Origin of the sequence: Methylibium sp. (genome assembly GCF_035762065.1) — a bacterium.
Lineage (GTDB): Bacteria > Pseudomonadota > Gammaproteobacteria > Burkholderiales > Burkholderiaceae_C > Methylibium.
Window position 1 is genome coordinate 145,846 of the sequence record NZ_DASTPW010000048.1, and the last position, 23,171, is coordinate 169,016.

19 protein-coding genes are annotated in these 23,171 nt (G+C 70.6%); 1 reads left to right on the forward strand and 18 read right to left on the reverse strand.

Going from position 1 to position 23,171, the window contains the following annotated elements; genetic code table 11:
• Positions 1-101: 101 nt before the first annotated feature.
• From VFR90_RS14310 to VFR90_RS14320, 3 genes are read right to left on the reverse strand one after another with little or no spacing between them, the layout of a single operon-like run.
• A complete protein-coding gene (locus tag VFR90_RS14310; RefSeq protein ID WP_326406814.1) occupies positions 102-2,351 on the reverse strand; it encodes an SDR family oxidoreductase in 2,250 nt (749 codons plus the stop codon).
• Positions 2,352-2,362: 11 nt separating this feature from the next.
• Positions 2,363-3,589, reverse strand: a complete 1,227-nt coding sequence (glf, locus tag VFR90_RS14315; RefSeq protein ID WP_326406815.1) for a UDP-galactopyranose mutase — start codon at positions 3,587-3,589, stop codon at positions 2,363-2,365.
• 43 nt (positions 3,590-3,632) lie between these two features.
• Entirely contained in the window at positions 3,633-4,040 is a 408-nt protein-coding gene (locus tag VFR90_RS14320; RefSeq protein ID WP_326406816.1) for a hypothetical protein, read from the reverse strand.
• Between the two features lie 223 nt (positions 4,041-4,263).
• Here VFR90_RS14320 and xth point away from each other — a divergent pair, with 223 nt between their 5' ends.
• Positions 4,264-5,067, forward strand: a complete 804-nt coding sequence (xth, locus tag VFR90_RS14325; protein ID WP_326406817.1) for an exodeoxyribonuclease III — start codon at positions 4,264-4,266, stop codon at positions 5,065-5,067.
• A gap of 3 nt (positions 5,068-5,070) precedes the next feature.
• Here the strand turns inward: xth and VFR90_RS14330 are convergent, their stop codons facing one another.
• From VFR90_RS14330 to ettA, 15 genes are all read right to left on the reverse strand, one after another.
• The gene (locus tag VFR90_RS14330) at positions 5,071-5,625 is read right to left on the reverse strand and encodes a DUF3617 domain-containing protein (RefSeq protein ID WP_326406818.1); all 555 of its coding nucleotides are present in this window, start codon (positions 5,623-5,625) and stop codon (positions 5,071-5,073) included.
• Between the two features lie 23 nt (positions 5,626-5,648).
• Positions 5,649-7,142, reverse strand: coding sequence for a nitrogen regulation protein NR(I) (gene ntrC / locus VFR90_RS14335; protein ID WP_326406819.1), 1,494 nt, complete (start codon positions 7,140-7,142; stop codon positions 5,649-5,651).
• Between the two features lie 47 nt (positions 7,143-7,189).
• A complete protein-coding gene (glnL, locus tag VFR90_RS14340; protein WP_326406867.1) occupies positions 7,190-8,215 on the reverse strand; it encodes a nitrogen regulation protein NR(II) in 1,026 nt (341 codons plus the stop codon).
• A gap of 97 nt (positions 8,216-8,312) precedes the next feature.
• Positions 8,313-8,807, reverse strand: coding sequence for a hypothetical protein (locus tag VFR90_RS14345; RefSeq protein ID WP_326406820.1), 495 nt, complete (start codon positions 8,805-8,807; stop codon positions 8,313-8,315).
• A 146-nt stretch (positions 8,808-8,953) separates the two neighbouring features.
• Complete coding sequence (gene glnA / locus VFR90_RS14350) at positions 8,954-10,372, reverse strand: type I glutamate--ammonia ligase (RefSeq protein ID WP_326406821.1); 1,419 nt, start codon at positions 10,370-10,372, stop codon at positions 8,954-8,956.
• A 208-nt stretch (positions 10,373-10,580) separates the two neighbouring features.
• Complete coding sequence (locus tag VFR90_RS14355) at positions 10,581-11,408, reverse strand: competence/damage-inducible protein A (RefSeq protein ID WP_326406822.1); 828 nt, start codon at positions 11,406-11,408, stop codon at positions 10,581-10,583.
• Complete coding sequence (locus VFR90_RS14360) at positions 11,405-12,310, reverse strand: EI24 domain-containing protein (protein ID WP_326406823.1); 906 nt, start codon at positions 12,308-12,310, stop codon at positions 11,405-11,407. Before VFR90_RS14360 ends, VFR90_RS14355 begins: the two co-directional genes overlap by 4 nt.
• The gene (locus VFR90_RS14365) at positions 12,310-13,296 is read right to left on the reverse strand and encodes a sterol desaturase family protein (RefSeq protein ID WP_326406824.1); all 987 of its coding nucleotides are present in this window, start codon (positions 13,294-13,296) and stop codon (positions 12,310-12,312) included. The genes VFR90_RS14360 and VFR90_RS14365 overlap by 1 nt, the downstream gene beginning before the upstream one ends.
• A 67-nt stretch (positions 13,297-13,363) precedes the next feature.
• Entirely contained in the window at positions 13,364-14,242 is an 879-nt protein-coding gene (locus tag VFR90_RS14370) for a polysaccharide deacetylase family protein (protein ID WP_414676539.1), read from the reverse strand.
• Positions 14,226-15,248 carry a YncE family protein gene (locus VFR90_RS14375; RefSeq protein WP_414676540.1) on the reverse strand — a complete coding sequence of 341 codons (1,023 nt, stop codon included), beginning with the start codon at positions 15,246-15,248 and terminating at the stop codon, positions 14,226-14,228. Before VFR90_RS14375 ends, VFR90_RS14370 begins: the two co-directional genes overlap by 17 nt.
• Before the next feature lie 72 nt (positions 15,249-15,320).
• On the reverse strand, positions 15,321-16,121 hold the full coding sequence (locus tag VFR90_RS14380) for a LytR/AlgR family response regulator transcription factor (protein WP_326406825.1): 801 nt from the start codon (positions 16,119-16,121) through the stop codon (positions 15,321-15,323).
• Positions 16,118-17,245: a sensor histidine kinase gene (locus VFR90_RS14385; RefSeq protein WP_326406826.1), complete on the reverse strand. Its 1,128-nt coding sequence runs from the start codon at positions 17,243-17,245 to the stop codon at positions 16,118-16,120. The genes VFR90_RS14380 and VFR90_RS14385 overlap by 4 nt, the downstream gene beginning before the upstream one ends.
• A 102-nt stretch (positions 17,246-17,347) precedes the next feature.
• On the reverse strand, positions 17,348-18,658 hold the full coding sequence (chrA, locus tag VFR90_RS14390) for a chromate efflux transporter (protein ID WP_326406827.1): 1,311 nt from the start codon (positions 18,656-18,658) through the stop codon (positions 17,348-17,350).
• 47 nt (positions 18,659-18,705) lie between these two features.
• Positions 18,706-21,411 (reverse strand): zinc-dependent metalloprotease, encoded by a 2,706-nt coding sequence (locus tag VFR90_RS14395; protein WP_326406828.1) that lies wholly within the window; start codon positions 21,409-21,411, stop codon positions 18,706-18,708.
• Positions 21,412-21,443: 32 nt separating this feature from the next.
• On the reverse strand, positions 21,444-23,108 hold the full coding sequence (gene ettA, locus VFR90_RS14400; RefSeq protein WP_326406829.1) for an energy-dependent translational throttle protein EttA: 1,665 nt from the start codon (positions 23,106-23,108) through the stop codon (positions 21,444-21,446).
• Between the last annotated feature and the right edge of the window lie 63 nt (positions 23,109-23,171).

Here is a 23,171-nt window from a genome sequence, read left to right on the forward strand (position 1 = left end):
CTCCGCGGTCGTGGCATCGGGGGATGAGGATGGACCGCTCGATCGACGATCCGGCGGTGCCTTCGCTCGGCAACGCCCATGCCGGAGGCTCGGACTTCCGTTCAGCGGGCCGCAACGGGGAAGCCCTGCAGCGCGCGCTGCGCCGGATCTTCGAGCGCGGCGAAGAAACGCTCGAGCGCGCTGTCGAAACTCGGCAGCAGCCGGCCGCGCTCGCTGTCCAGCGCGCTGTACTTCGGCCGCGCGGCGCCGCCGGCAGCGACCGCGTCGCCCGGATGCACCAGCGCGTGGTCGAGCCCGCGCAGCCGCGCGGCGCGCTGCGCCCATTGATGCCAGCTCAACGGGTCGCCGTTCGACAGGTGCCACAGGCCGCTGGCGCGGTCGATCAGCAGGTCCAGGCAGGCATGCACGAGATCGGGCACGTAGGTCGGCGTGACGACGATGTCGTCGGCCGCGCGCACCGCCTCGCCGCGCGCGAGCGAGCTCGCGGTGTGCCAGAGGAAGTTGCTGGTGTCCCAGGGGCCGAAGAAGGCGCTGGTGCGCACCATCAGCGCCTGGTCGTGCGCGCCGAGCACCGCGGCCTCGGCCGCGGCCTTGCTCATGCCGTAGACGTTCAGCGGCGCGACGCGATCCGATTCGAGGTACGGCCGCGCGAGCCGTCCATCGAACACGAGGTCGGTGGAGAAGCCCAGCATCGCGATGCCGCGCGCCGCGCAGGCGCGCGCGAGCACCTCGGCGCCGACCGCGTTCGCGCGCAGGCAGGCGGCACGGTCGCCCTCGGCCTGGTCCACGCGCACGTAGCCGCCGGCGTTCACCACCGCCCAGGGCCGATGCGCATCGAGCGCGGCCGCGACCGCCGCCGGGTCGGCGATGTCGAGCGCGGTGCGCGCGAGACCGACGCAGCCAAGCTCGCGCTGTTCGCACAGCCGCACGAAGGCGCTGCCCAGCGTGCCGAGGGCGCCGGTGACGAGCAGCGGCCGCGGCGTGCGGGCGTGGGCTGCGGCCCGCTCGGGCGAAGGCGGCGCCAGCGCGTCGTCGTCGGCTGGCTCGCACAGGAAGCGGCCGTGCGCGCGCCGCCACCAGCCTTCCCCGTGCGCGAGCACCGGATGGCTCGGCGCAACCCCCGCGGCCAGCTCGCGCATCAGCGCGGCGATCGCGGTGGGCCGGGGCGGCGAAGCGCGCACGTCGAAGGCGCCGGGCTCGTAGTAGCCGCGCGCCTCGGTCACCAGGCAGTTCCAGTCGAAGGAGCCGAGCAGCGCCCAGACCGTCACCGCCTCCACCTGCGCCCCTTCTTGCCGCACGGCTTGCGTGGCGCGCCAGATCTCGTCGATCCAGCGCAGTTGGTCCTCGCGGTTCGCGTCGATGTGCGCCTCGGTGACCGCCAGCGGAATGCGATAGCGCGCCCAGGCCTCGGCGAGCAGCGGCCCGATGCCCCCCGGCGGCGCGCGCAGGGCGCGCGCCACTTCGATGTCGGCGAAGGGCCGCCCCCCGGCCCCGCCGCGGTGCGCGGGCGCGAAGCGCTCGACCCGTTCGTCGAGCCAGCGCTCGCCGGTGATGTAGTAGTTGACGCCCAGGACATCGGGCGGACAGGGTCGTTCGCGGAACCGGTCGAGCTCGGCCTCCGACGCGCCGTGCTCGCGCAGGTAGCCGTGCAGCGGGTGCGAGCGATCGACGCGGCCGCATAGCAGGTCCCAGCCGAGCCAGCGGCGCTGGTTGTAGAACTCGGCGACGTCGGCGAGCGCCGGGCGGCTGGTGGTCTTGCCGAGGTCGTCGGTCTGCACCAGGCGCGCTTCGGGATTCACCGCGCGGATCGCGCGCATCGCGAGCACCGTCGCGCGGCACTGGTTCAGCACCGCGCGCACGAAGGCTGCGTCGCTCCTGGCATGCGGGTACCAGACGCCGTACAGCGCGCTGAAGCGCGCGGTGGTCAGCGGCTCGTTGACCGGCGTGTAGTCGCGCACCCACGGGTAGCGCTCGGCGACCGCGCGCGCGTAGTCGGCGAGCCCGCCGGGGAAGTGGTCGTCGAGCAGATGCGTGTGCGAAGGGCCGCTGCCGTGGTGCACGAGGCCGACGATCGGGCGCAGCCCGAGCTCGCGCAGGCGTGCGAGCCGTGCGTCGGGCCAGCGCCAGTCGGCATGCTGCAGGCCGTCGGGTGCGATGCGCTCCCACAGCACCGGATAGCGGATCGCCTCGATGCCGAGCGAGGCGAAGCGCTCGAGATCGTCGTCGCGCTGCGCATGACCGCTGCGTTCGAGCTGGTGGAACCAGCGGTCCTGCACTCGGTTGGCCGTGCATTCGACGCCGCCCCAGAGTGCCAGCGAGTTGGCCCGCGCCAGCGGGCGCGGGCTGGCCACCCCATGGCGCGTCACGACGCGACCACTGCGCCGGCGCTGCCGTAGCGGCCGTTGCGCAGCGCGCTGGGCACCGCCTCGGCCACCGCCTTCGGCCGCGGCGCGATGCGCTCGGCATGCCTTGCCTGCAGGCGCTTGAAGGTGGCGAGCGCCTGGCCGACCACCTGGTCCATGTTGTAGTAGCGGTAGCTCGCGAGCCGGCCGACGAAGCTGACTTCCTCGCCCACCGCCTCGGCGTCGTGCGCGTAGCGCTTGTAGAGCGTCGCGCTCTCCGGCTGCGGCACCGGGTAGTAGGGGTCGCCTTCGCTCTGCGGGTACTCGTAGACGATCGAGGTCTGCGGATGCATCTGCCCGGTCAGGTGCTTGAACTCGGTGACGCGCGTGTAGGCGTAGTCGTTCGGATGGTTGACCGTGCCGACCGGCTGGAAATGCTCCTGCGCGAGCGTCAGGTGCTCGAAGCGCAGGCTGCGGTAGGGCAGGCGGCCGTGGCGGTAGCCGAAGAAGGCATCGATCGGGCCGGTGTAGACGAGGTGCCGGTGCGGCAGCAGCGCGCGCACTTCCTCGAAGTCGGTGTTGAGCATCAGCTTGATCTTCGGGTGGCGCAGCATGGCCTCGAACATCCGCGTGTAGCCGTGCAGCGGCATCGCCTGGTAGGTGTCGGCGAAATAGCGGTCGTCGCGATTCAGGCGCGCCGGCACCCGCGCGGTGACGCTCGCGTCGAGCTGCGAAGGATCGAGCGCCCACTGCTTGCGCGTGTAGCCGCGGAAGAACTTGTTGTAGAGGTCGCGGCCGACCTGGCTCACCACCGCGTCTTCGGCCGTCACCAGCGTCTCGCGCGGCTCGGCGACCGACTTGAACCATTCGGCGAGCTGCGTCGCGTCGAGGTGCAGGCCGTAGAGCCGGTTGACGGTATCGAGGTTGATCGGCAGCGGCACCAGCTGCCCGTCGACGCTCGCGAGCACCCGGTGCTGATAGGGCCGCCATGCGGTGAACTGCGAGAGGTAGCCGAACACCTCCGCCGAGTTGGTATGGAAGATGTGCGGGCCGTAGGGGTGGACCAGCAGGCCGGCGTCGTCGTGGCGGTCGTAGGCGTTGCCGCCGATGTGCGGCCGCTTGTCGACGACGAGCACGCTCGCATCCAGCTGGCTCGCGAGCCGCTCGGCCAGCACGCTGCCGGCAAAGCCGGCGCCGACGACGAGGTAGTCGAAGCCGAACGAAGAGGTGTCGAGGGAAGCGGTCATGCTTCCGCTTGGCAAGCGCCGTGCGAGCGCGCCGGACGTGCGATCAGACCGGCACCGTCGCGCCCTCGGCCTGCGACAGACGCGCCACCGCCGGCTCGCCCTGCGCGATCAGGCGCTTGACGCGCTGGCGCGGATAGTCGAACTGGCCGCTGACGCCGTCCTCGTGCAACGGCTCGCGGATCACGCGATGCCGGCGGCCGATGCGGCGGCCGGCCCAGCCGCTCGAGGCCCGCAAGCGGCTGCCGCTGCGCCCCCGCGCGCACGGCAGCGCGCCGCCGAGCAGGATGCCGGTGGCGAAGCCGCTCCAGTCGTCGAGGCTTGCGCCGGTGGGCGGCATGCGCAGCGTCGAGGCGCCGAAGATCGGCCAGGTGGGCGTCGCGATCTCGTCGCGCCACAGCGAAAGCAGCGCGGCGCTGCCGCGGTCCGGATCGGCGTGCCGGTGCGCCACCATCGCGGCGTTCAGCGCGCCATCGAGGCACCGGCCACCGCGATCAGGCGCGCATCGCGCAGCGCAGCCGATGCCGCCAGGCACCGGCGCCGAACGCGCCGAGCGCGCCGCCGCCCTGGAACACCACGATCGTCTTCATGCGGGCCGCGCAGCAAGCGGGATTCGCAGCCGACCCGCGGCGGCGCGACGAAGAGAATGCCGGCTCGCCCCCCGGACGGAGAACGCCTTGAAGCTCGCCACCTGGAACATCAACTCGCTCGCGGTGCGGCTGCCGCAGGTGCTCGATTGGCTCGGCGCCAATCCGGTGGACGTGCTGGTGCTTCAGGAAACCAAGCTGACCGACGACAAGTTTCCGCGCGCCGAGATCGAGGCCGCCGGCTACGAGGTGCACTGGTTCGGCCAGAAGACCTACAACGGCGTCGCGCTGCTGTCGCGCACACCCTCGCTCGGCCATGTTCGCAACATCCCCGCATTCACCGACGAGCAGGCCCGCGTGATCGCCGGCACCGTGCGCTGCGGCGCCTTCGGCCGCGATGGCGACAACCAAGCATGCGACCTGCGCGTGATCGGCGCCTACTTCCCCAACGGCCAGGCGCCCGGCAGCGAGAAGTTCAACTACAAGATGCAGTGGCTGCGTGCGCTGCGCGACTGGCTGCGCGAGGAACTCGCGGCGCATCCGCACCTGGTGCTGATGGGCGACTTCAACATCGCGCCGGAAGACCGCGACGTCTACGACCCCGTCGCGTGGGCCGGGCAGATCCACTGCACGCCGGAGGAACGCGCGCATTTCCAGGCGCTGCTCGGCCTGGGCCTGCACGACGCCTTCCGGCTCTTCGAGCAGCCGCCGAAGAGCTGGAGCTGGTGGGACTACCGCGAGCTTCGCTTCCGCAAGAACCAGGGGCTGCGCATCGACCACGTGCTGGTGAGCGACGCGGTGAAGCCTGCCGTCACCGCCTGCACGATCGACAAGCTGCCGCGCAAGAACGAGCGGCCGAGCGATCACGCGCCGGTGATCGTGACGCTCGGCTGAGCGCTACTTCTTGGGCGTCGCCGCGCTCGCGGGCTTCACGTCGCCACAGTCGGCCGCGAGCCAGCGGCCCTCGCCTTGCATCGCCACCGGCTTGCCGGCGCCGGCGGTGCCGGTCATCTTCATCGTGTAGCGCTCGGGGCTGACGGTCGTGACCTCGATCTCGCCCTGCGAGGGCGGCTTCGTGCACACGTACCGGACCTGCTGCGTCGCGCCGTTGCGCTTGCCGTCGTAGCTGCAGTCGGTGCGCGCATCGACCGGCGGCGTGTCGCGCGCCACGTCGTCCTTCGTCAGGCACAGCCGCACCTTGGTGCCGCCGCCGGCCACGTCGACGCCGGCACCCTGCTGCGCGAGCATCTGCTCGATCTGCTTGCGCTGGGCTTCGGGCATCGCGGCCATCTGCTTGCGCATCTCGTCCATCTGCTTCTGCTGCGCGGCGTCGAGCTGCATCCGGTTCTGCACCTCCCACAGTCCCGGCTTCAACGACTGTGCGGACACGACCGCGGGCGCCGCAGCGACAACGGCGAGCGCGAACAGACGCAAGCAAGAAAGACGGCTCATCGCGACCTCCGCAGACAGCGGGCTCAATCGTCGAGCCCGAGCTCCTGGATTTTGCGGGTGATCGTGTTGCGGCCGATGCCCAGCTTGTGCGCCGCCTCGATGCGGCGGCCGCGGGTGAGGTCGAGCGCGGTGAGAATCATGCGGCCCTCGAACTTCTCGGTCAGCGCGTTCCAGACGTCGGGCACGCCGGCCTCGAGCATGACGCGCGCCTCGCGCTCGAGATCGTCAAGCCACAGCCCGGGCGTCGGCGCCACGGGAAGCGGCCGCTCGAACGGCGCCGCGGCCCGCGCCGGCTCGAACGCCGATGCGGCATCCGCGGCAGGCCGCGCCGCCGGCATCGGCTCGCCCGCTGCGCCGAGAAGCTCGGGCGGCAGGTCCTTCGCGTCGATGGTCTGCGCGGGCGCCATCACGGTGAGCCAGTGGCAGACGTTTTCGAGCTGGCGCACGTTGCCCGGGTAGTCGAAGGCGCACAGGCGCGCGAGCGCCGCGTCGCTCAGGCGCTTGGTCTCGACGCCCAGCTCCTTGGCGCTCTTCTGCAGGAAGCTGCGCGCGAGCGCGGGAATGTCCTCGCGCCGCTCGCGCAGCGAAGGCAGCCGCAGGCGGATGACGTTCAGGCGGTGGAACAGGTCTTCGCGGAACGCGCCCTGCTTGACGCGCTGCTCCAGGTCCTGGTGCGTCGCGGCGATCACGCGCACGTTGCTTTTCAACGGGTTGTGGCCGCCGACGCGGTAGAACTGCCCGTCGCTGAGCACGCGCAGCAAGCGCGTCTGCAGGTCGAAGGGCATGTCGCCGATCTCGTCGAGGAAGAGCGTGCCGCCGTCGGCCTGCTCGAAACGGCCGCGCCGCGTGGTCTGCGCGCCGGTGAAGGCGCCGCGCTCGTGGCCGAAGAGCTCGCTCTCGAGCAGGTCCTTCGGGATCGCCGCCGTGTTGATGGCGACGAACGGTCCTTTGCTGCCGGCGTCGCCGCGCGGGCTGTGCTTGTGCAGCGCGCGCGCGACCAGCTCCTTGCCGCTGCCGCTTTCGCCGGTGATGAGCACCGTCACGTGGCTCTGCGAAAGCCGGCCGATCGCGCGGAACACGTCCTGCATCGCCGGCGCCTGGCCCAGGATCTCCGGCACCTCGGTGGCCCGCTCGTCCACCACGTCCTCGCGCACGCTCTCGTCGAGCGCGCGCCGGATCAGCTCGACCGCCTTCGGCAGATCGAAGGGTTTCGGCAGGTATTCGAAGGCGCCGCCCTGGAAGGCCGAGACCGCGCTGTCGAGATCGGAGTACGCGGTCATCACGATGACCGGCAGGCCGGGCAGCCGCTCCTTCACCGAACCGAGCAGATCGATGCCCGAGCCGCCGGGCATGCGGATGTCGCTGACCAGCACCTGCGGCGTCTCGCCCGCGTCAATGGCCGCGAGCACCTCGCGCGGGTTCGAGAAGCTGCGCACCGGCAGCTCGTCGCGCACCAGCGCCTTCTCGAGCACAAAGCGTATCGATTGGTCGTCGTCAACGATCCAGATGGATTTCATGGTCGGTGCGGTCACCCCAGCAAAGCGGCCCGGCACATGTGTGCGTTTCAGGCCAGCGGCATCGTGATCTTGAACAGCGTGCGGCCCGCCTCGCTCTCGCATTCGATCGTGCCCTGGTGCTGCGCCACGAAGGTCTGCGCCAGCGTCAGCCCCAAGCCCGACCCGCCATCGCGACCCGACACCAGCGGGTAGAAGACGCGATCGCGGATCGACTCGGGGATGCCGGGGCCGTTGTCCTCGATATGCAATTCCAGTGCCAAACGGAAGCGCTGCTTGCCCAGCGTGACCTGCCGCGCGATGCGGGTGCGCAGCATGATGCGTGCATCGCCGCGCGCGATGCGTTCGGCCAGCGCCTGCGCCGCGTTGTGCGCGATGTTGAGCACCGCCTGGATGAGTTGCTCGCGGTCGCCGCGGATGTCGGGGATCGAGGTGTCGTAGTCGCGCTCGATCGCGAGGCCGCGCGGGAACTCGGCGACGATCAGCGAGCGAACCCGCTCGCACACCTCGTGGATGTTCACGTCGCTCGCCACGTGCGGGCGGCGGTGCGGCGCGAGCAGCCGGTCGACCAGCGCCTGCAGCCGGTCGGCCTCGCGGATGATCACCTGCGTGTATTCGGTCAGGCCCTTGCTGGCCGCGACCTCCATCTCGAGCAGCTGCGCTGCGCCGCGGATGCCGCCGAGCGGGTTCTTGATCTCGTGCGCGAGGTTGCGGATCAGCTCCTTGTTCGCCTGCACCTGGTCGAGCGTGCGCTCCTCGCGGTCGAGCCGCGTCTGCTGGCCGACCTCGATCAGTTCGACGAGCGTGGCGTCGCTGCGCTCCATCTGGTTGACGATCACGTGCACCTGCAGCGGCTCGCCGCTCGCGCCGATGGGGCGCTTGATCTCGGCGTCGAGCCGGCTGGTCGAGAACTCGTTGCGCGCGACCGCGGCGACCGTGTCGCGCAGCACCTCGGCATCGACGAACCATTCGAACCAGTCGCGCTTCAAGACATGGCGCCTCGACAGGCCCAGCACGTTCTCGAAGGCCGCGTTGGCGAACAGGCAGCGGCCCTGGGGCTGCACGATGGCGACCATCGTCGCGAGCAGATCGAAGCCGGCATGGCCCGGCGGCAGGCCGAGCGGGATCGCGAAGACCGGCTCGCGTTGCGTCACGGCGAGCGGCGCTGCGGCCTCAGGGCGCCGGCAGCTTGGCGAGTTCGCGGCGCAGCGCGGCGACGTCGCTTTCGGAGCGCTCGACGCTCGCCTTCAGCTCGGCGGTGCGGTCGAGGTACTTCTGGTAGTTCTTCTCGTCGCCGCGGCGCTCGGGCTGGCCGCCGTTGTATTCCTTCTTCAGCGCGGCGAGGCGCTCTTCCTCCCGGCGCAACTCGGCATCGAGGATGCGGCGCTTGTCGCTGTCGCGCGAGCGCTGGTCGTTCGGATCGACGCGCGAATCGGCGCCGCGCGAGGCGCTGTCGGTCGAAGGCGCCGGGCCGCGCCGCTGCGGACCCTGGATCACCGTGACCGGCGCACCTTCGAGCGTCTTGCAGCCTTGTGCCGCGGCTTCCTTCGCGGTGAGCGTGTCGGTGTAGAGGTTGCCCGGGCACTTGTAGACGACGCGCTCCTGCGCCGACACGGCGGCCACCTGCATCGTCGCGACGGCTGCGAACAGCCAAGCTCTCGTCGTCATCCTGCGCTCCTGGGTGCCGGGGCACTGTAGCCGCCCCTCCGCGATCAACGCCTCTGGCCGGCGTGACGTGCACCCGACTTCCGCCAACGATCTGCCAAAGAGAAAGGGGACGGCAAGGCCGTCCCCTTTCGTCGAGAAAGTAGCGATCAGAGGCTGTAGTACATGTCGAACTCGATCGGATGCGTGGTCATCCGGAAGCGCGTGACCTCCTGCATCTTCAGTTCGATGTAGGCGTCGATGTAGGCATCGGTGAACACGCCGCCCTTCGTCAGGAAGGCGCGCTCCTTGTCGAGGTAGTCGAGCGCCTGGTCGAGGCTGTGGCAGACGGTCGGGATCTTCGCGTCCTCTTCCGGCGGCAGGTGGTAAAGATCCTTCGTGGCGGCCTCGCCGGGATGGATCTTGTTCTCGACGCCGTCGAGGCCGGCCATCAGCAGCGCGCTGAACGCGAGGTAGGGGTTCGCGGTGGGATCGGGGAAGCGCGCCTCGATGCGGCGGCCCTTCGGGTTCGAGACGTAGGGAATGCGGATCGACGCCGAGCGGTTCTTCGCCGAGTAGGCCAGCTTCACCGGCGCCTCGAAACCGGGCACGAGGCGCTTGTAGCTGTTGGTGCCCGGGTTCGTGATCGCGTTGAGCGCGCGCGCGTGCTTGATGATCCCGCCGATGTAGTACAGCGCGAACTCGCTGAGGCCCGCGTAGCCGTCGCCCGCGAACAGGTTCTTGCCGTCCTTCCAGACCGACTGGTGCACGTGCATGCCGCTGCCGTTGTCACCGACGATCGGCTTGGGCATGAAGGTGGCCGTCTTGCCGTAGGTGTGCGCGACGTTGTGCACCACGTACTTCTGCAGTTGCAGCCAGTCGGCGCGCTGCACCAGCGTGCTGAACTTCGTGCCGAGTTCCATCTGGCCGGCCGTCGCGACCTCGTGGTGGTGCACTTCGACCGGGATGCCGAGCGCTTCGAGGATCAGGCACATCTCGCTGCGCATGTCCTGGAAGCTGTCGACCGGCGGCACCGGGAAGTAGCCGCCCTTCACCGCCGGGCGGAAACCGGTGTTGCCGTGCTCGTATTCCTTCGCGCTGTTCCAGGCGCCCTCTTCCGATTCGATCTTCACGAAGCTGCCCGACATGTCGGCGCTCCAGCGCACGCTGTCGAACACGAAGAACTCGGGCTCCGGGCCGAAATAGGCCGCGTCGCCGATGCCGCTGCTCTTCAGGTAGGCCTCGGCGCGCTTCGCGAGCGAGCGCGGGTCGCGCTCGTAGGGCTTGCCGTCGGTGGGCTCGAGCACGTCGCAGGTCAGGATCAGCGTCGGCTCTTCGAAGAACGGGTCGATGTTGGCGGTGGCCGGGTCCGGCATCAGCAGCATGTCGGAGGCTTCGATGCCCTTCCAGCCCGCGATCGAGGAGCCGTCGAAGGCGTGACCGGAGGTGAACTTGTCTTCGTCGAAAGCGGACAGCGGGACGCTGACGTGCTGCTCTTTGCCGCGGGTGTCGGTGAAACGGAAGTCGATGAACTTGACTTCGTTCTCCTTCACCATCTTCATCACGTCGGCAACGGTCTTGCTGGCCATCAAGTGCTCCTAGCGGGGGCTGGTTTTCGAGGGGATGGATTCGCCGGCTCGGCAGCCTCTTCCAGCGCTGCGGAGCGCCCCGAAGGGGCCGGGCAATTTAGCAGAAAGCATGCCCAAAGCAGGGCGGTCTGCGGGGCGTCCGGCGCTGTGTTTCGCGGCTTTCGGCCCCTACCTGCGCCCCGACGGTGCCGACACGCACCGCCGAGGTTCACGTCGTCGCGCCGCGCACCATCGTTGGGCCGAGCTTCGCCTCGGCGGCGCGCAGGCCTTCGAGCAGCGCAGCGAAGCCCTGCTCGACCTGCGCTGCCTCGCCGCCCTTGACCCCGAGTTCGACGTGCCGGCCGTGCTGCGGATGGTCGACGCTCGGCAGGCTGAACACCTTCAGGCCGGCGAAGCGCGCTTCGATCGCCTCCATCAACGGCGTCAGCGCCGCCTCGGCCGCGCCGTACACGACGACCGAGCGCTCCCGGGTGCGCGCCTGGCCGTGGCGGTCGGCGTAGCGCGTGTCGAGCACCGCGGCCATCATCGGCCAGGCCATCACCGGAAAGCCGGGCAGGAAGTGAACGGCGCCGCGGCTCGTGGGGCTCGCGCAGGTGAAGCCGGGAATCTTGTTGTACGGGTTCTCGATGATCTCGGCGCCTTGCGGGAACACGCCCATGTTGAGCCGGTGCACGTTGTCGGGCCGGTCGGCGTCGTAGCTCGTGCCTTGCTCGGCGGCGACCTCGCGCATGCGCTCGACGATCCTTTCCTTGGCGAGCGGGTGCAGCACCAGCGGCACGCCGAGCGCGGCGGCTGCGGCCTGCCGCGTGTGGTCGTCGGGCGTCGCGCCGATGCCGCCGCAGCTGAAGACGGCGTCGCCGCTGGCGAAGGCCTCGCGCAGCGTCGCGGCGATGCGCTCGCGCTCGTCGCCGACGTAGCGCGCCCAGCTCAGGGCGAGCCCGCGTTCGCCGAGCAGGGCGATCGTCTTGGCGAGATGCGCGTCGGCGCGCTTGCCCGAGAGGATCTCGTCGCCGACGATGATCAATCCGAAGTTCATGGTTCTCCTTCCGTCGCGAGCGCGGAGCACGGCTCGCGCACCGGCGTCGCCGCGTCGACATCGATCACGTCGACCGCATCGACCACCGCGCCGGCCGGCTGCGCCGCGCGCAGCCGCGCGAGCGCCGCCAGCGCGTAGTGCGCGAACCACAGCGACGCGCCGATGAACACCAGGGTGTAGACCCACACCGACAGCACGATCAGCACCGGCGCGAACACCAGCGTCGTCGCGCTGAAGGCCCACAGCAGGGCCGGTGCGGCGCCGGCGCCGGCGGTCGCGATGCCGATCAGCAGCAGCGGCCAGCGATGCGAGCGCAGCAAGGTCCGGCGCTCGTCGGCCGTGGCATGGGCCGCGAGCGCGTCGAACGCCATCACTTTCGCGTTGAGCCAGCCCCAGATGAGCGGCGGCAGCAGCAGCGTGAACGGCGGCACCAGCCACAGCGGCAGCGTCGCGATCAGCGCCAGCAGGGCGACCGCCGTCGCGCCCAACGAACGCGCGAGGCCATCGACGAAGCCCGCCGAGCCGCGCCGTTCCAGCGCGGGAAAACGCCGCGTCGCGACCAGCCGGGTCAACCGCGGTGCGATCAGCCAGGCCACCGCGAGCAGTGTCGCGACGACCAGCACCGGCACCGTCAGGCCCACGACGATCAATGGCACCAGCACCATCCGCAGCGCCTGCGCGCCGAGGGCATCGAGCCACGCGAGCGCCGGCTGCGCGAGCCCCGATCCGTACAGCGCGGCGGCGACGGCGTCGGTCGCGTCCTGCCAGAAGAACCAGCCGAGCAACCCGGCCGCCGCGCCCGTCAAGGCCAGCGGCAGCAGGCTCAGCGCGATCACGCTCGGCCGCATCGAGCTTGCGACCGCGCGCCAGAAGGCGTCGCCCAGATCGGCGAGCGCGCGCATCAACCTCGGCCCGCCAGGCGCTTCAGGCCCAGCCACTGTTGCGACCAGAAACCTCGGCCGTAGTCGCGGCTCGACGGGGCCAGCTGGTCGCGGATGCCCGTCGGCTCGAGGCGGCGATCGAAGTTGGCGGTGCCGAAGATCACGTCCCACACCGGAAAGAGCACCGCGAAGTTGCAGCCGCCCAGGCTGCCCTGCCCGTGCGATTCATGCCCGACGCCGATCGCGTGGTGCAGCCGGTGGAAGCGCGGGCTCGCGAGGAGCCGTTCGCCGACGCGGCCGAAGCCCAGGCGCAGGTTGGCGTGCTGCAGGTTTTCAAGCAGCTGCGTCACCGCCACCACCGCGACGAACTGCGCCGGGGGCACGCCGATCGCGCGCGCCAGCAGCACGAGCAGCACGTCGCGCAGCAGGTCGTCGAGCAGGTGGTTGCGGCTGTCGCTCCACATCGTCATGCGGCGCTGGCTATGGTGCAGCGCGTGCAGCGCCCACCAGGCTTGCAGGCCGTGCTGGCCGCGGTGGATCGCGTAGTCGGCGAAGTCGAACACGACCAGATAGACCGCGAACGCGAACAGCGCGGTGTCGGTCAGGCCGGGCCGCCAGCCGGCGAAGACGGCATCGAGCTGCCCGCCGCCGTGGCCATGCAGGCTGAGCGTGCCGAACAGCGCGTCCCACAGCGGGTCGATCGTGAAGAACAGCAGCAGCCGGAACGCGCCGAGCCGATGCAGCAGCGTGTAGACCACGTCGACCCGCACCGCCTTGCGTTGCTGCGCGCGCTCGGCCGCATCCGCCGCCGGCGGCTCGACCGGTCGCCAGCGCTCCAGCGGCGCGATCAACAGCAGCATCACGCCGATCTGCAGCAGCCCCACGAGCAGCCAGCCGGTCGCCTCGAAGGCGTCCTCGAGCAGATGGCCGAGGCCTGCGGCGTAGAGCAGCGGCTGCACCAAAGACTCGAAGAGCCCCTGCTGCACGGTGGCGAACAGGTCGGTCAAGCTCGCCCCTCGTGCGCTGCGCGCAGCTGCGCAGAGGGGGCGTTCACGCTCGAAAGACTCGCGCCGCTCATCGCGGATGGCTTTCGATCCAGCCCCGATGCGCCGGATGCTCGGCCAGCGTGGCGAAGCAGAAGCCGCGCTGCTTGAGCCCTTCGATCAGCGGCTCCAGCACCGCCGGCGCCCACGGGTCTTGCCGCGACCAGATGCCCAGGTGCGCGAGCAGCACGTCGCCGCGGCGGATGTCGCGCAGCGCCTTGGCGAGCAGCTCGTCGTTCGGATGCGCGTCGCTCGGCAGCTCGTCGCCGAGGAAGCCCGCGGGTGACCAGCCGACGTGCTTGTAGCCGCAGCGCCCGGCCGCCTCGAGCAGCGCCTTCGAGGTCTTGCCGCCGGGCGCGCGGAACAGCGGCAGGCCCCGCTGGCCGGTTATCGCCTCGAGGCGCTGCATCGGCCGGCTCAGCTCGGTGCAGTAGTCCTGCGCGTCGGCTTCGAGGCGGCCGCGCGGCCCGTTGCCGGCGGTCGGCTGGAAGACGAAGCCGGTCTTGCCGCCGCGCGAAAGGTCGCCCCGCCAGATCCAGTGGTCCCAGGTGTGCGAGCCGAAGGCGTGGCCCTCGGCCGCGCGCGCCTTCCACCACGGTGCCCAGACGTCGTCGAGGCTGCTGCCGCCGGTGCGGGTCGGCTCGTTCGCGAGGAAGAAGGTGACCTTCACGCCCTGGCGCTTCAGCACCTCGGCCACCATCGGCGCGACGCCCATGTGGCCGGTGTCGAACGTCAGGTAGACCGGCTTGTCGCAGGCATTCGCAGAGGCCGTCGCCAGCACGATGCACGAGAGAGCAAGACGCCAACGCAGCAGCCGCCGCGGAACCGGCTTCGCCGGGCCGCCAGCGGCGCCCCCCCGGAGGGGCGCGGCGAAGCCGCGACGGGGCGGGACGTCATCTTCTTGGCGCATGGTCCAGCGTCCATACGCCGTGCGGCGAGCGGCCGACCGCCACCTGCCGCGCCACCTTGCGCTTGACCGGATCGATCGCGGTCAGCTTGCGCGCCCAGCGCGAGGTCACGAGGATCGTCTTGCTGCCGTCGGCGGCGGTCATCACGTCGATGCAGTCGGGGCCGCCCGGTGCCGGGTAGGTGTCGGTGACTTCCAGGCTTTCGAGATCGATCCGGCTGATCGTGTTCGCGACGCGGTTGCTGACCAGCACGTGCCGGCCATCGCCCCAGCCGCGAAAGGCGTGGGCACCTGCGCCGGTGCGGATGCGCTTGACGGACTTCGCTTCGGCGCCCGACACGTCGAACACCTCGACGAACTCGTCGCCGGTCAGGCCGACCAGCAGTCGCTTGTCGTCCGGGCTCAGGTAGACGTCGGCGGGCAGCTTGCCGGTCGGCACCGTCCAGCGCGTCTTCTGCGTCGCCAGGTCGATCGCGGTGATCTCGTCGCTGTCCTGCAGGCTCGCGTAGACCACGCTGCTCGCGCGATCGATCGCCAGGTGGCTCGGCGTCTTGCGCGCGGCGACCTTCGCGATCAGCTTGAACGGCTCAGGCGCGTCGCGGCCGAGCCAGCGGTAGATCGCCACGTGGTCGAGCCGGTTCGCGGCGGTCACGAACCACTTCATGTCGGGCGAGAACGCGAGGTGGTACGGATCGTCGATGCCAGTCACGGTGCGCTGGACCTCGCCGGTCTTCGGGTCGATCAGCGTCAGCGAATCGCTCATCGCGTTGGCGACCAGCAGCGACTTCTCGTCGGGCGAGAGGTAGAGGTGGTGCGGCTCCTTGCCGGTGGCGATGCGCTTCGTCTCGGTGAAGCTCTCGGCATCGACGACGCTGATGGATGCGTCGAGCGAGTTCAGCACGAAGATCGGCGCACGCGCCGGTGCCCCTTCGGCCCAGCCGTTCGCGCCGCACAGGGCCAGCACAAGGGCGGCGAACCAATCGACTCGAAAACGCAAGGCGGACTCCATCGGAACAGCCCGCGATTTTAGGAGGCCGCCCTCGCCTTCCGTGACATCCGGGCCGCGCCGATGCCGAGCGCTTCACATCTGCCGGAACACGTGCAGGTAGGTGCGGCTGACCGGCAACAGCTCGGGCCGGGCCTTCAGCTGCACGTCAGCCGTCTCGTTCGGGCCGCGCACCACCTGCGCGACCGCGCGGAGGTTGACGATGGTCGAACGGTGGATCTGCACGAAGCGCTGCGGATCCAGCTCCTCGATCAGCTCGCGGATCGGCCGGCGGATCAGCGCATCGCCGCCGGTCCAGGCGACGAGCGTGTACTTCTCGTCGCTGCGCAGGTAGATCACCTCGTCGACCGGGATCAGCCGCAGGTTCGGGCCGACCGAGGCCTTGATCCAGGCGAGCCACGGCTTCGTGGCGCCCAGGCTGCGCAGCCGCGCGGACAGCTCGTCGAGCACCGCGTCGATCGCCGCGCCGCCGTGCGCGGCGTGCGTGCCGCGCGCCGCGACGCGCTCGCGCAGCCGCGCCACCGTGTCGGCCAGCCGCTGCGGCTCGAAAGGCTTGATCAGGTAATCGATCGCGCCGCGCTCGAAGGCCTGGACCGCGTACTGCTCGTAGGCAGTGACGAACACCAGCGCGGTACCCATCCCTCGCGCGCCGATCGTGCGCGCCGCCTCGATGCCGTTCAGGCCGGGCATGTGGATGTCGAGAAAGGCGATGTCGGGCGCGTGCGCCTCGACCGCGGCCACGGCCTCGCGGCCGTTGCGCGCCTGCGCGACGACCTCCAGCTGCGGCCACAGCGACGCCAGCTGCGCGATCAGGTGCTCGCGCAGCAGCGGCTCGTCGTCGGCGACGATCGCGCGCGGCCGGCGGCGTTCGCTCATCGCGCGTCGGCCGCGGTTGCGCGCGGCGGCGGCAGCCGGAGTTCGGCGCGCAGGCCGCGGCCGCCGCTGGCGCCGGCCGCCCGCGGCTCGCTGAGCGCCAGCCGCGCGGCCGGCCCGTAGAACGCGGCGACGCGCTCGCGCAGGTTCGCCAGGCCCTGGCCCGGCGGCGCGGTGGCATCGAGCCCGACGCCGCTGTCCTCGACCCACACGTGCAGGCCGCCGGCGAGCGGCGAACCGTCGGCTTCGATGCGGCGCGCGCCGACCTCGATGCGCCCGCCGGCCTCGGCCGGATCGATGCCGTGGCGCACCGCGTTCTCGACCAGCGTCAGCAGCGCCATCGAAGGAAACGGCTCGGCGTGCAGCGCCTCGGGCACGTCGATCGCGAAGCTCAGGCGATCGGGGATGCGCATGCCCATCACTTCGAGGTAGGCGCGCACCAGCGCGAGTTCGTCGCCGAGCGTGAGCTTGACGCTGCGCAGGCGCGGCATCGCGGCGCGCAGGTAGGCGATCAGGCTTTGGAGCACCGGCGCGGCGCGCGGCGAGCCGCCTTCGACGAGCGCCTGCACGTTGGCCAGCGTGTTGAGCAGGAAGTGCGGCTCGATCTGCGCGGTCATCAGGCGCAGCCGCGCGTCGAGCGCCTGGCGTTCGAGCGTCTCGCGTTCGAGCGCGAACCGCAGCGCCTGCGCATTGACCTGCGCCTCGCGCTCCCGGATCAGCGCCAGCATCGTCACCAGCAGGCCGATGCCGAGGCTGGAGAACGTGATCCACACGAAGCCCAGCACCAGCTTGCGGTTGGCGAGCAGCTCGGCGACGCTGCCGCCGCTGTCCCAGAGCCCGTCGATCGCCGCGCACACGGGCGCGAGCAGCACGACCGCGAGGATCTGCACGTGCCAGCGCGGCACCTTCGTCTGGCGCCAGTTGCCGGCCAGCGTGTAGGCGAGCGTCAAGGCCAGCGCGATCAGCAGCCCGCGCGCCCACAGTTGCCAGAAGGGCGTGACGAAGATCGGGTTCAGCGCCAGCGCGGCGACGCTGCCGATCGCGAGCGCGAGGCCGATGCGCGAGGGGCCCAGCCCCTCGAGCCAGCGGCCGGGCGCGGCGGCGGACGAAGCGGCGGACGATGACATCGCGCCGACCATAGCCGGGCGGCTCGGCGCTGCCAATGCGCGCGGGCGCGCGGTGCGACGAAGCACGGCGCCGCGGGGTCCGGCGACGGGCCGCGCGGCGTTTCAGCCGGACACCGAGCGCATCGCGATGCCGGCCACCGCACAGGCCGCGAGCACCGGCAGCACACCGAGCCGCAGGCGGATCAGCGCGACGGCCGCGGCCACCGCGATCAGCAGCGCGACCGCATCGAAGCGCCCGCCGGCCGCCGGGCCCTGCGGCCAGAACACCTGGCCCGCGAAGTAGAGCCCGAGCTGGGCGATCACCCCGACCACCGCCGCGCTGATGCCGGCCAGCGGGGCGGTGAAGCGCAGGTCGTCGCGCGTCGCCTCGACCAGCGGCGCGCCGGCCAGGATGAACACGAACGAAGGCAAGAAGGTGAAGAAGCTCGCGACGCCGGCACCGATCACGCCCGCGAGCAACGGCGCCTCGACGAAGGGCTGCTGCCAGCCGCCGAGGAAGCCGACGAAGGCCACGATCATGATCAGCGGACCGGGCGTCGATTCGCCGAGCGCCAGGCCGGCGAGCATCTGCGCGCCGCTCAGCCAGCCGTGCTGCTCGACCGCACCCTGCACCACGTAGGGCAGCACCGCGTAGGCGCCGCCGAAGGTCAGCAGCGCCGCCTTCGTGAAGAAGGCGGCCATTGCGGCCGGCATCGCGTCGAGGCCGCGCCAGGCGACCAGCGCCGCGAAGACCGCAGCCCCCAGGGCCAGACCGAGGGCGACCACGCGCAGCAGCCGGGCGCGGCCGCCGAGGGCGTGCGGCGGGCTCGGCGTGTCGTCGTCGATCCACGCCGGCGCGTGCGATCCGCGGCTCGGCGCGTGCACGGGCGGGCTCGGCGGCGGCGGACGCCGTCGGCCCTGCGCCCAGCCGGCCAGCGCCGCCACCAGCAGCACGAGAGGAAACGGCACGCCGGCCACCATGGCCGCCAGCGAGCCGATCGCGAGCGCGACATGCAACGGCGTCTTCAAGGCCTTGCCGCCCAGCCGCCACGCCGCCTGCACCACCAGCGCGACGACGGCCGGCTGCACGCCGTACAGCAGCGCCTGCAGCCACGGCTGCCCGCCCTGCGCGGCGTAGAGCCACGACAGCGCGATCAGCAGCACCAGCGAGGGCGCGACGAACAGCAGCCCGGCGGCCAACCCGCCGGCGGTGCGGTGCATCAGCCAGCCGATGTAGGTCGCGAGCTGCTGCGCCTCCGGGCCGGGCAGCAGCATGCAGTAGTTGAGCGCGTGCAGGAAGCGGCGCTCGGAGATCCAGCGACGGCGCTCGACCAGCTCCGCATGCATCAGCGCGATCTGCCCGGCCGGCCCGCCGAAGCCGATGCAGCCGAGCTTGAACCACCAGCGCAGCGCCTCGCGAAAATCCGGAGGCACCGGCGGAGCCGACGCCGCGCCGGGCGGCGCCGGCGTGCAAGCCTCGTTCACCCGCGGATCATCGAAGCCTTGAGCGCCTCGGTCAGCAAGGACAGGCTGTCCTGCAGGTGCGCGCGCGACTCGGCCGAAAGCCTCGACGCGCCTTGCGCCTTCTGCAGCTGGCGTTGCAGCTCCACGGCATTGACCCGCACGAGGCTCACCGCGTCGGGCGGCAGCGGCGAGCCCTTGGTCAGCAGCGTCTGCACGCGGCGCAGATGCTCGCGCTGCAGGTTGCGCCGCAGGCGGTCGATCTCGGCGCCGGTCTTCAATTCGCTCCACACCGCGTCCTGCAGGGTCGTGTAGACCTCGGGCAGCGAAATCAGGCCGCGGCGCTGGCTCTCGGGCACGTACATCGGCAGGTCGAGCAGGCGCGAGGCGGTGCCGGGGCTCATGAGCCGGTCGAGCGCCGTCGTCTGCACCGCGAGCACCGCCGACGGCACGCTGACCAGGCCGCCGCGCTCCCATTCGTTGTAGTCGGGCGAGAGGCTGGCGAGGAATTCCGGCTTGAAGCGGAAGCTGTCGGCGGTGAACAGGCCCTTCGAGAGGAACTGCAGCGCGTCGCGCTGCTTGGCCGGATCGACCGGCGCGAACGCGAGCCGGCCGGTGCTGCCGGGCAGGTCGCGCACGGTGTTCATGCCGCCGACGTACTTGCCGACCAGCTCCGAGGCCCGACCAAGCTGCCGGAAGCCGCTCAGCAGCACGCGCCGCTGGCGCACCGCGTCGTCGCCCGGCGCAGGCTGGCGCTCCTGCACGCGCTCCCACAGCTCGCGCGACAGGCTCAGCCGCTTGCGGTAGTAGTCGAGCGGGTCGTCGCCGAGGTCGAACCGGTTGGCGAGCGGATCGATGCCGTCGTTGCCGGGGATGCCGCCGGCATCGGCGTCGTCGGCGTAGGCGAGCAGCGGGTCGGTGTTGCGGGCGGCGATCTTCTCCAGCTCGGCCTTCTCGCTGCCGGCCTCGATCGGCTTGTAGGCGTACTCGATCGCCCAGTAGTCGTAGGGCCCGATCGTCGTCAGGTTCAGCGCGCCGGCGCGCTCGCCCTTCAACGGGATGTTGTAGGCGTTGTAGTCCATCACCGAGCCGGAGATGCCCTTGGTCTCGGTGAAGTCCTTGTCGCGCAGCTGTTCGCGGGTGACGACGGTGGAGCCCTTGAAGTTGTGCTTCAGGCCGAGGGTGTGGCCGACCTCGTGGGTGATCACGTCCTTGATCACCGACTGCACGAAGGCCTCGGCCTCGGGACTGTCGGGCGCGAGATCGCCGCGGGCTTCGAGGATGTCGAGCGCGAAATCCATTTCGCTGACCGCCTCGTGCGCGTACTGGCAGGCCGCGGCGCCATGCTTGTGCCAGGTGGCCGGCAGCTCGGCGCGCTTGCCGAACGCTGGCAGGCCGGTCGCGGTGCCGAAATCTTCGACGATCGCGCGGCGCTGGCCGCGGCCGAAGACATCGCTCATGCCGATGTCGGCGTCAAAGATTTCGCCGGTGCGCGGGTCGGAATGGCTGGGGCCGATCGCGAAGCCGACGTCGGCGCCGACAAACCAGCGGATCGACGCATGCCGGCCGTCCATGTTGTCCCAGTCGGCGTCGTCGGGCTGCTGCTTCGCGACGAGCGCGTCCTTGAAGCCGATCTTCTCGAACGCCTTGTTCCACTCGAGGATGCCGTCCTCGACGGACTTCCGGTAGCGCTGAGGCACGTTCTTGTCGATCCAGAACACGACCGGCTGCACGGGCTCGCTGATCGCCGCGGACGGGTCCTTCTTCTCGAGCCGCCAGCGCGTCACCAGGTGCTGGCGGGGCTCGGGCTTCAGGTCGTTGCTGAGGTCGGTCACCACGTCGAAGAAGTGGCCGAGGCGCGGATCGGTCCTGCGCTGCGCCATCGGCGTGGCGGCCGGCTTCATGAAGTTGTAGACGTAGCCGACGAAGACGCTGCGCGGGTCGGGCGCGGTCTTCGACGGGCCGGGCGTCGGCACCGGCGGCGGCGTCAGCGGCGGCGCGGGGATGCGCGACGTCGCGAAGTGGATGCGCGCATTCAGCGTCGTCATGTCCTCGGTCGCGCGCGCCTTGTCGAAATAGGAGTTGCCGCGGTCGAGGTTCATCGGCAGCCGGTAGGCGGCTTCGAGACGGGTCGAGTAGCCCGGCAGATCCGCCAGCAGGAAGCCGGCGTCGATCAGCACCGCCTTGCTGTCCTTGTGCGCACCGCTCGCGATCGCGGTCGAGCCGAGCAGGCTTTCGGCGAAGGCCTGCTCGACCGTCGCCTTCATCGGCGCGTTGTCCGCGATCCAGCCGGTGTTGAGCGCGACCAACTGCACCTGCTGCGCGCCGGTCTTGCGGAAGGTCACGAGCCACGACGGCCCCATCTGGCTCGCGTAGAGCCCGCGCTCGCCCACCGACTGGCTGATGTTCACGGAGAACAGCAGCGGCTTGTCGAACTGCTCGGGCGCGAGTTCGAGCCAGAGCTTCTCGTCCTTGCGCCACAAAGGAAGCCAGCCGGCCTGCCGGGTGGCCCCCTTGATCACCTCGTCGAAGGGCTTCGGGGCCGCCGGGTCGGGGCGCGCGCCGGCTGGCGCGGACGCCGCGGCGCCCGGCGCCGACGCGCCGCGCGCGGTCGCCAGGCTTTGCGCATGCGCGGCCTTGATGCTCGCGCAGCCGCTGGACATGCCCACCGCGGCCACGAGCATCGAAAGGAGGCAGGCGCGGCGCGCCCAGACGATCGACTTCATCGACATTCCTCGCAGGAAAGAAAGACGGGGCGCTACTTCAAGGCCTTGAAGCGGATGCGCTTGGGCTTCGCGCCCTCCTCGCCCAGACGCTTCTTCTTGTCGGCTTCGTACTCCTGGTAGTTGCCGTCGAAGAAGAACCACTTCGAGTCGCCCTCGCAGGCGAGGATGTGGGTCGCGATGCGGTCGAGGAACCAGCGGTCGTGGCTGATGACCATCACGCAGCCGGCGAACTCGAGCAGCGCGTCTTCCAGCGCGCGCAGCGTCTCCACGTCGAGGTCGTTCGAGGGCTCGTCGAGCAGCAGCAGGTTGCCGCCCTGCGCCAGCGTCTTCGCCAGGTGCAGCCGGCCGCGTTCGCCGCCGGAGAGGTTCTTCACCAGCTTCTGCTGGTCGTTGCCCTTGAAGTTGAAGCGGCCGATGTAGGCGCGCGAGGGCATCGTGAACTTGCCGACCACGATGTTGTCGAGCCCGCCCGAGACGTCCTCCCACACCGTCTTGTCGCCTTCGAGCGATTCGCGGGTCTGGTCGACGAAGGCCATCTTCACCGTCGGGCCGATGCGCACCGTGCCGCTGTCGGGCTGCTCCTTGCCGCCGATCATGCGGAACAGCGTCGACTTGCCGGCGCCGTTCGGGCCGATGATCCCGACGATCGCACCGGCCGGCACCTTGAAGCTCAGGTCGTCGATCAGCACGCGGTTGCCGAAGCTCTTGCTGACGTTGGTGAACTCGATCACCTCGTTGCCCAGCCGCTCGGCCACCGGGATGAAGATCTCGTTGGTCTCGTTGCGCTTCTGGTATTCGACGTCGCTCAATTCCTCGAAGCGGGCCAGGCGCGCCTTGCTCTTGGCCTGGCGGCCCTTCGCGTTCTTGCGCACCCATTCGAGCTCGGCCTTCATCGCCTTCGCGTGGGCCTCTTCCTGCTTCTGCTCGGCGTCGAGACGCTTGTCCTTCTGCTCGAGCCAGTCGGTGTAGTTGCCCTTCCACGGGATGCCGCGGCCGCGGTCGAGTTCGAGGATCCACTCGGCCGCGTTGTCGAGGAAGTAGCGGTCGTGAGTGATGCCGACCACGGTGCCGGGGAAGCGCTTGAGGAACTGCTCGAGCCACTCGACCGACTCGGCGTCGAGGTGGTTGGTCGGCTCGTCGAGCAGCAGCATGTCGGGCTGGCTCAGCAGCAGCCGGCACAGCGCGACGCGGCGCTTCTCGCCGCCGGAGAGCTTGCCGATCGTCGCGTCCCATGGCGGCAGGCGCAGCGCGTCGGCGGCGATCTCGAGCTGCAGGTCGGTGTTCTCGGAGCCGGCCGCGGCGATCTGCGCTTCCAGCTCGGCCTGCTCGGCGGCGAGCTTGTCGAAATCGGCATCGGGCTCGGCGTACTCGGCATAGACCTCGTCGAGCCGCTTCTTCGCCGCCAGCACGCCGCCGATGCCCTGTTCGACGGCTTCGCGAACCGTCTGCTCGGCATCGAGCTGCGGCTCCTGCGGCAAGTAGCCGATCTTGATGCCGGGCATCGGCACGGCCTCGCCGTCGATCTCCTTGTCGAGGCCGGCCATGATCTTCAGCAGCGACGACTTGCCGGAGCCGTTCAGCCCCAGGACGCCGATCTTGGCGCCGGGGAAGAAACTCAGCGAGATGTCCTTGAGGATCTGGCGCTTGGGAGGAACCGTCTTCGAGACGCGGTTCATCGTGTAGACGTACTGGGCCATGGCGTCGCTTTCGCGGAGGAGCGTTTTCGGGGCAGCCGGGATTGTCGCCGAGGGTGCTTCGGG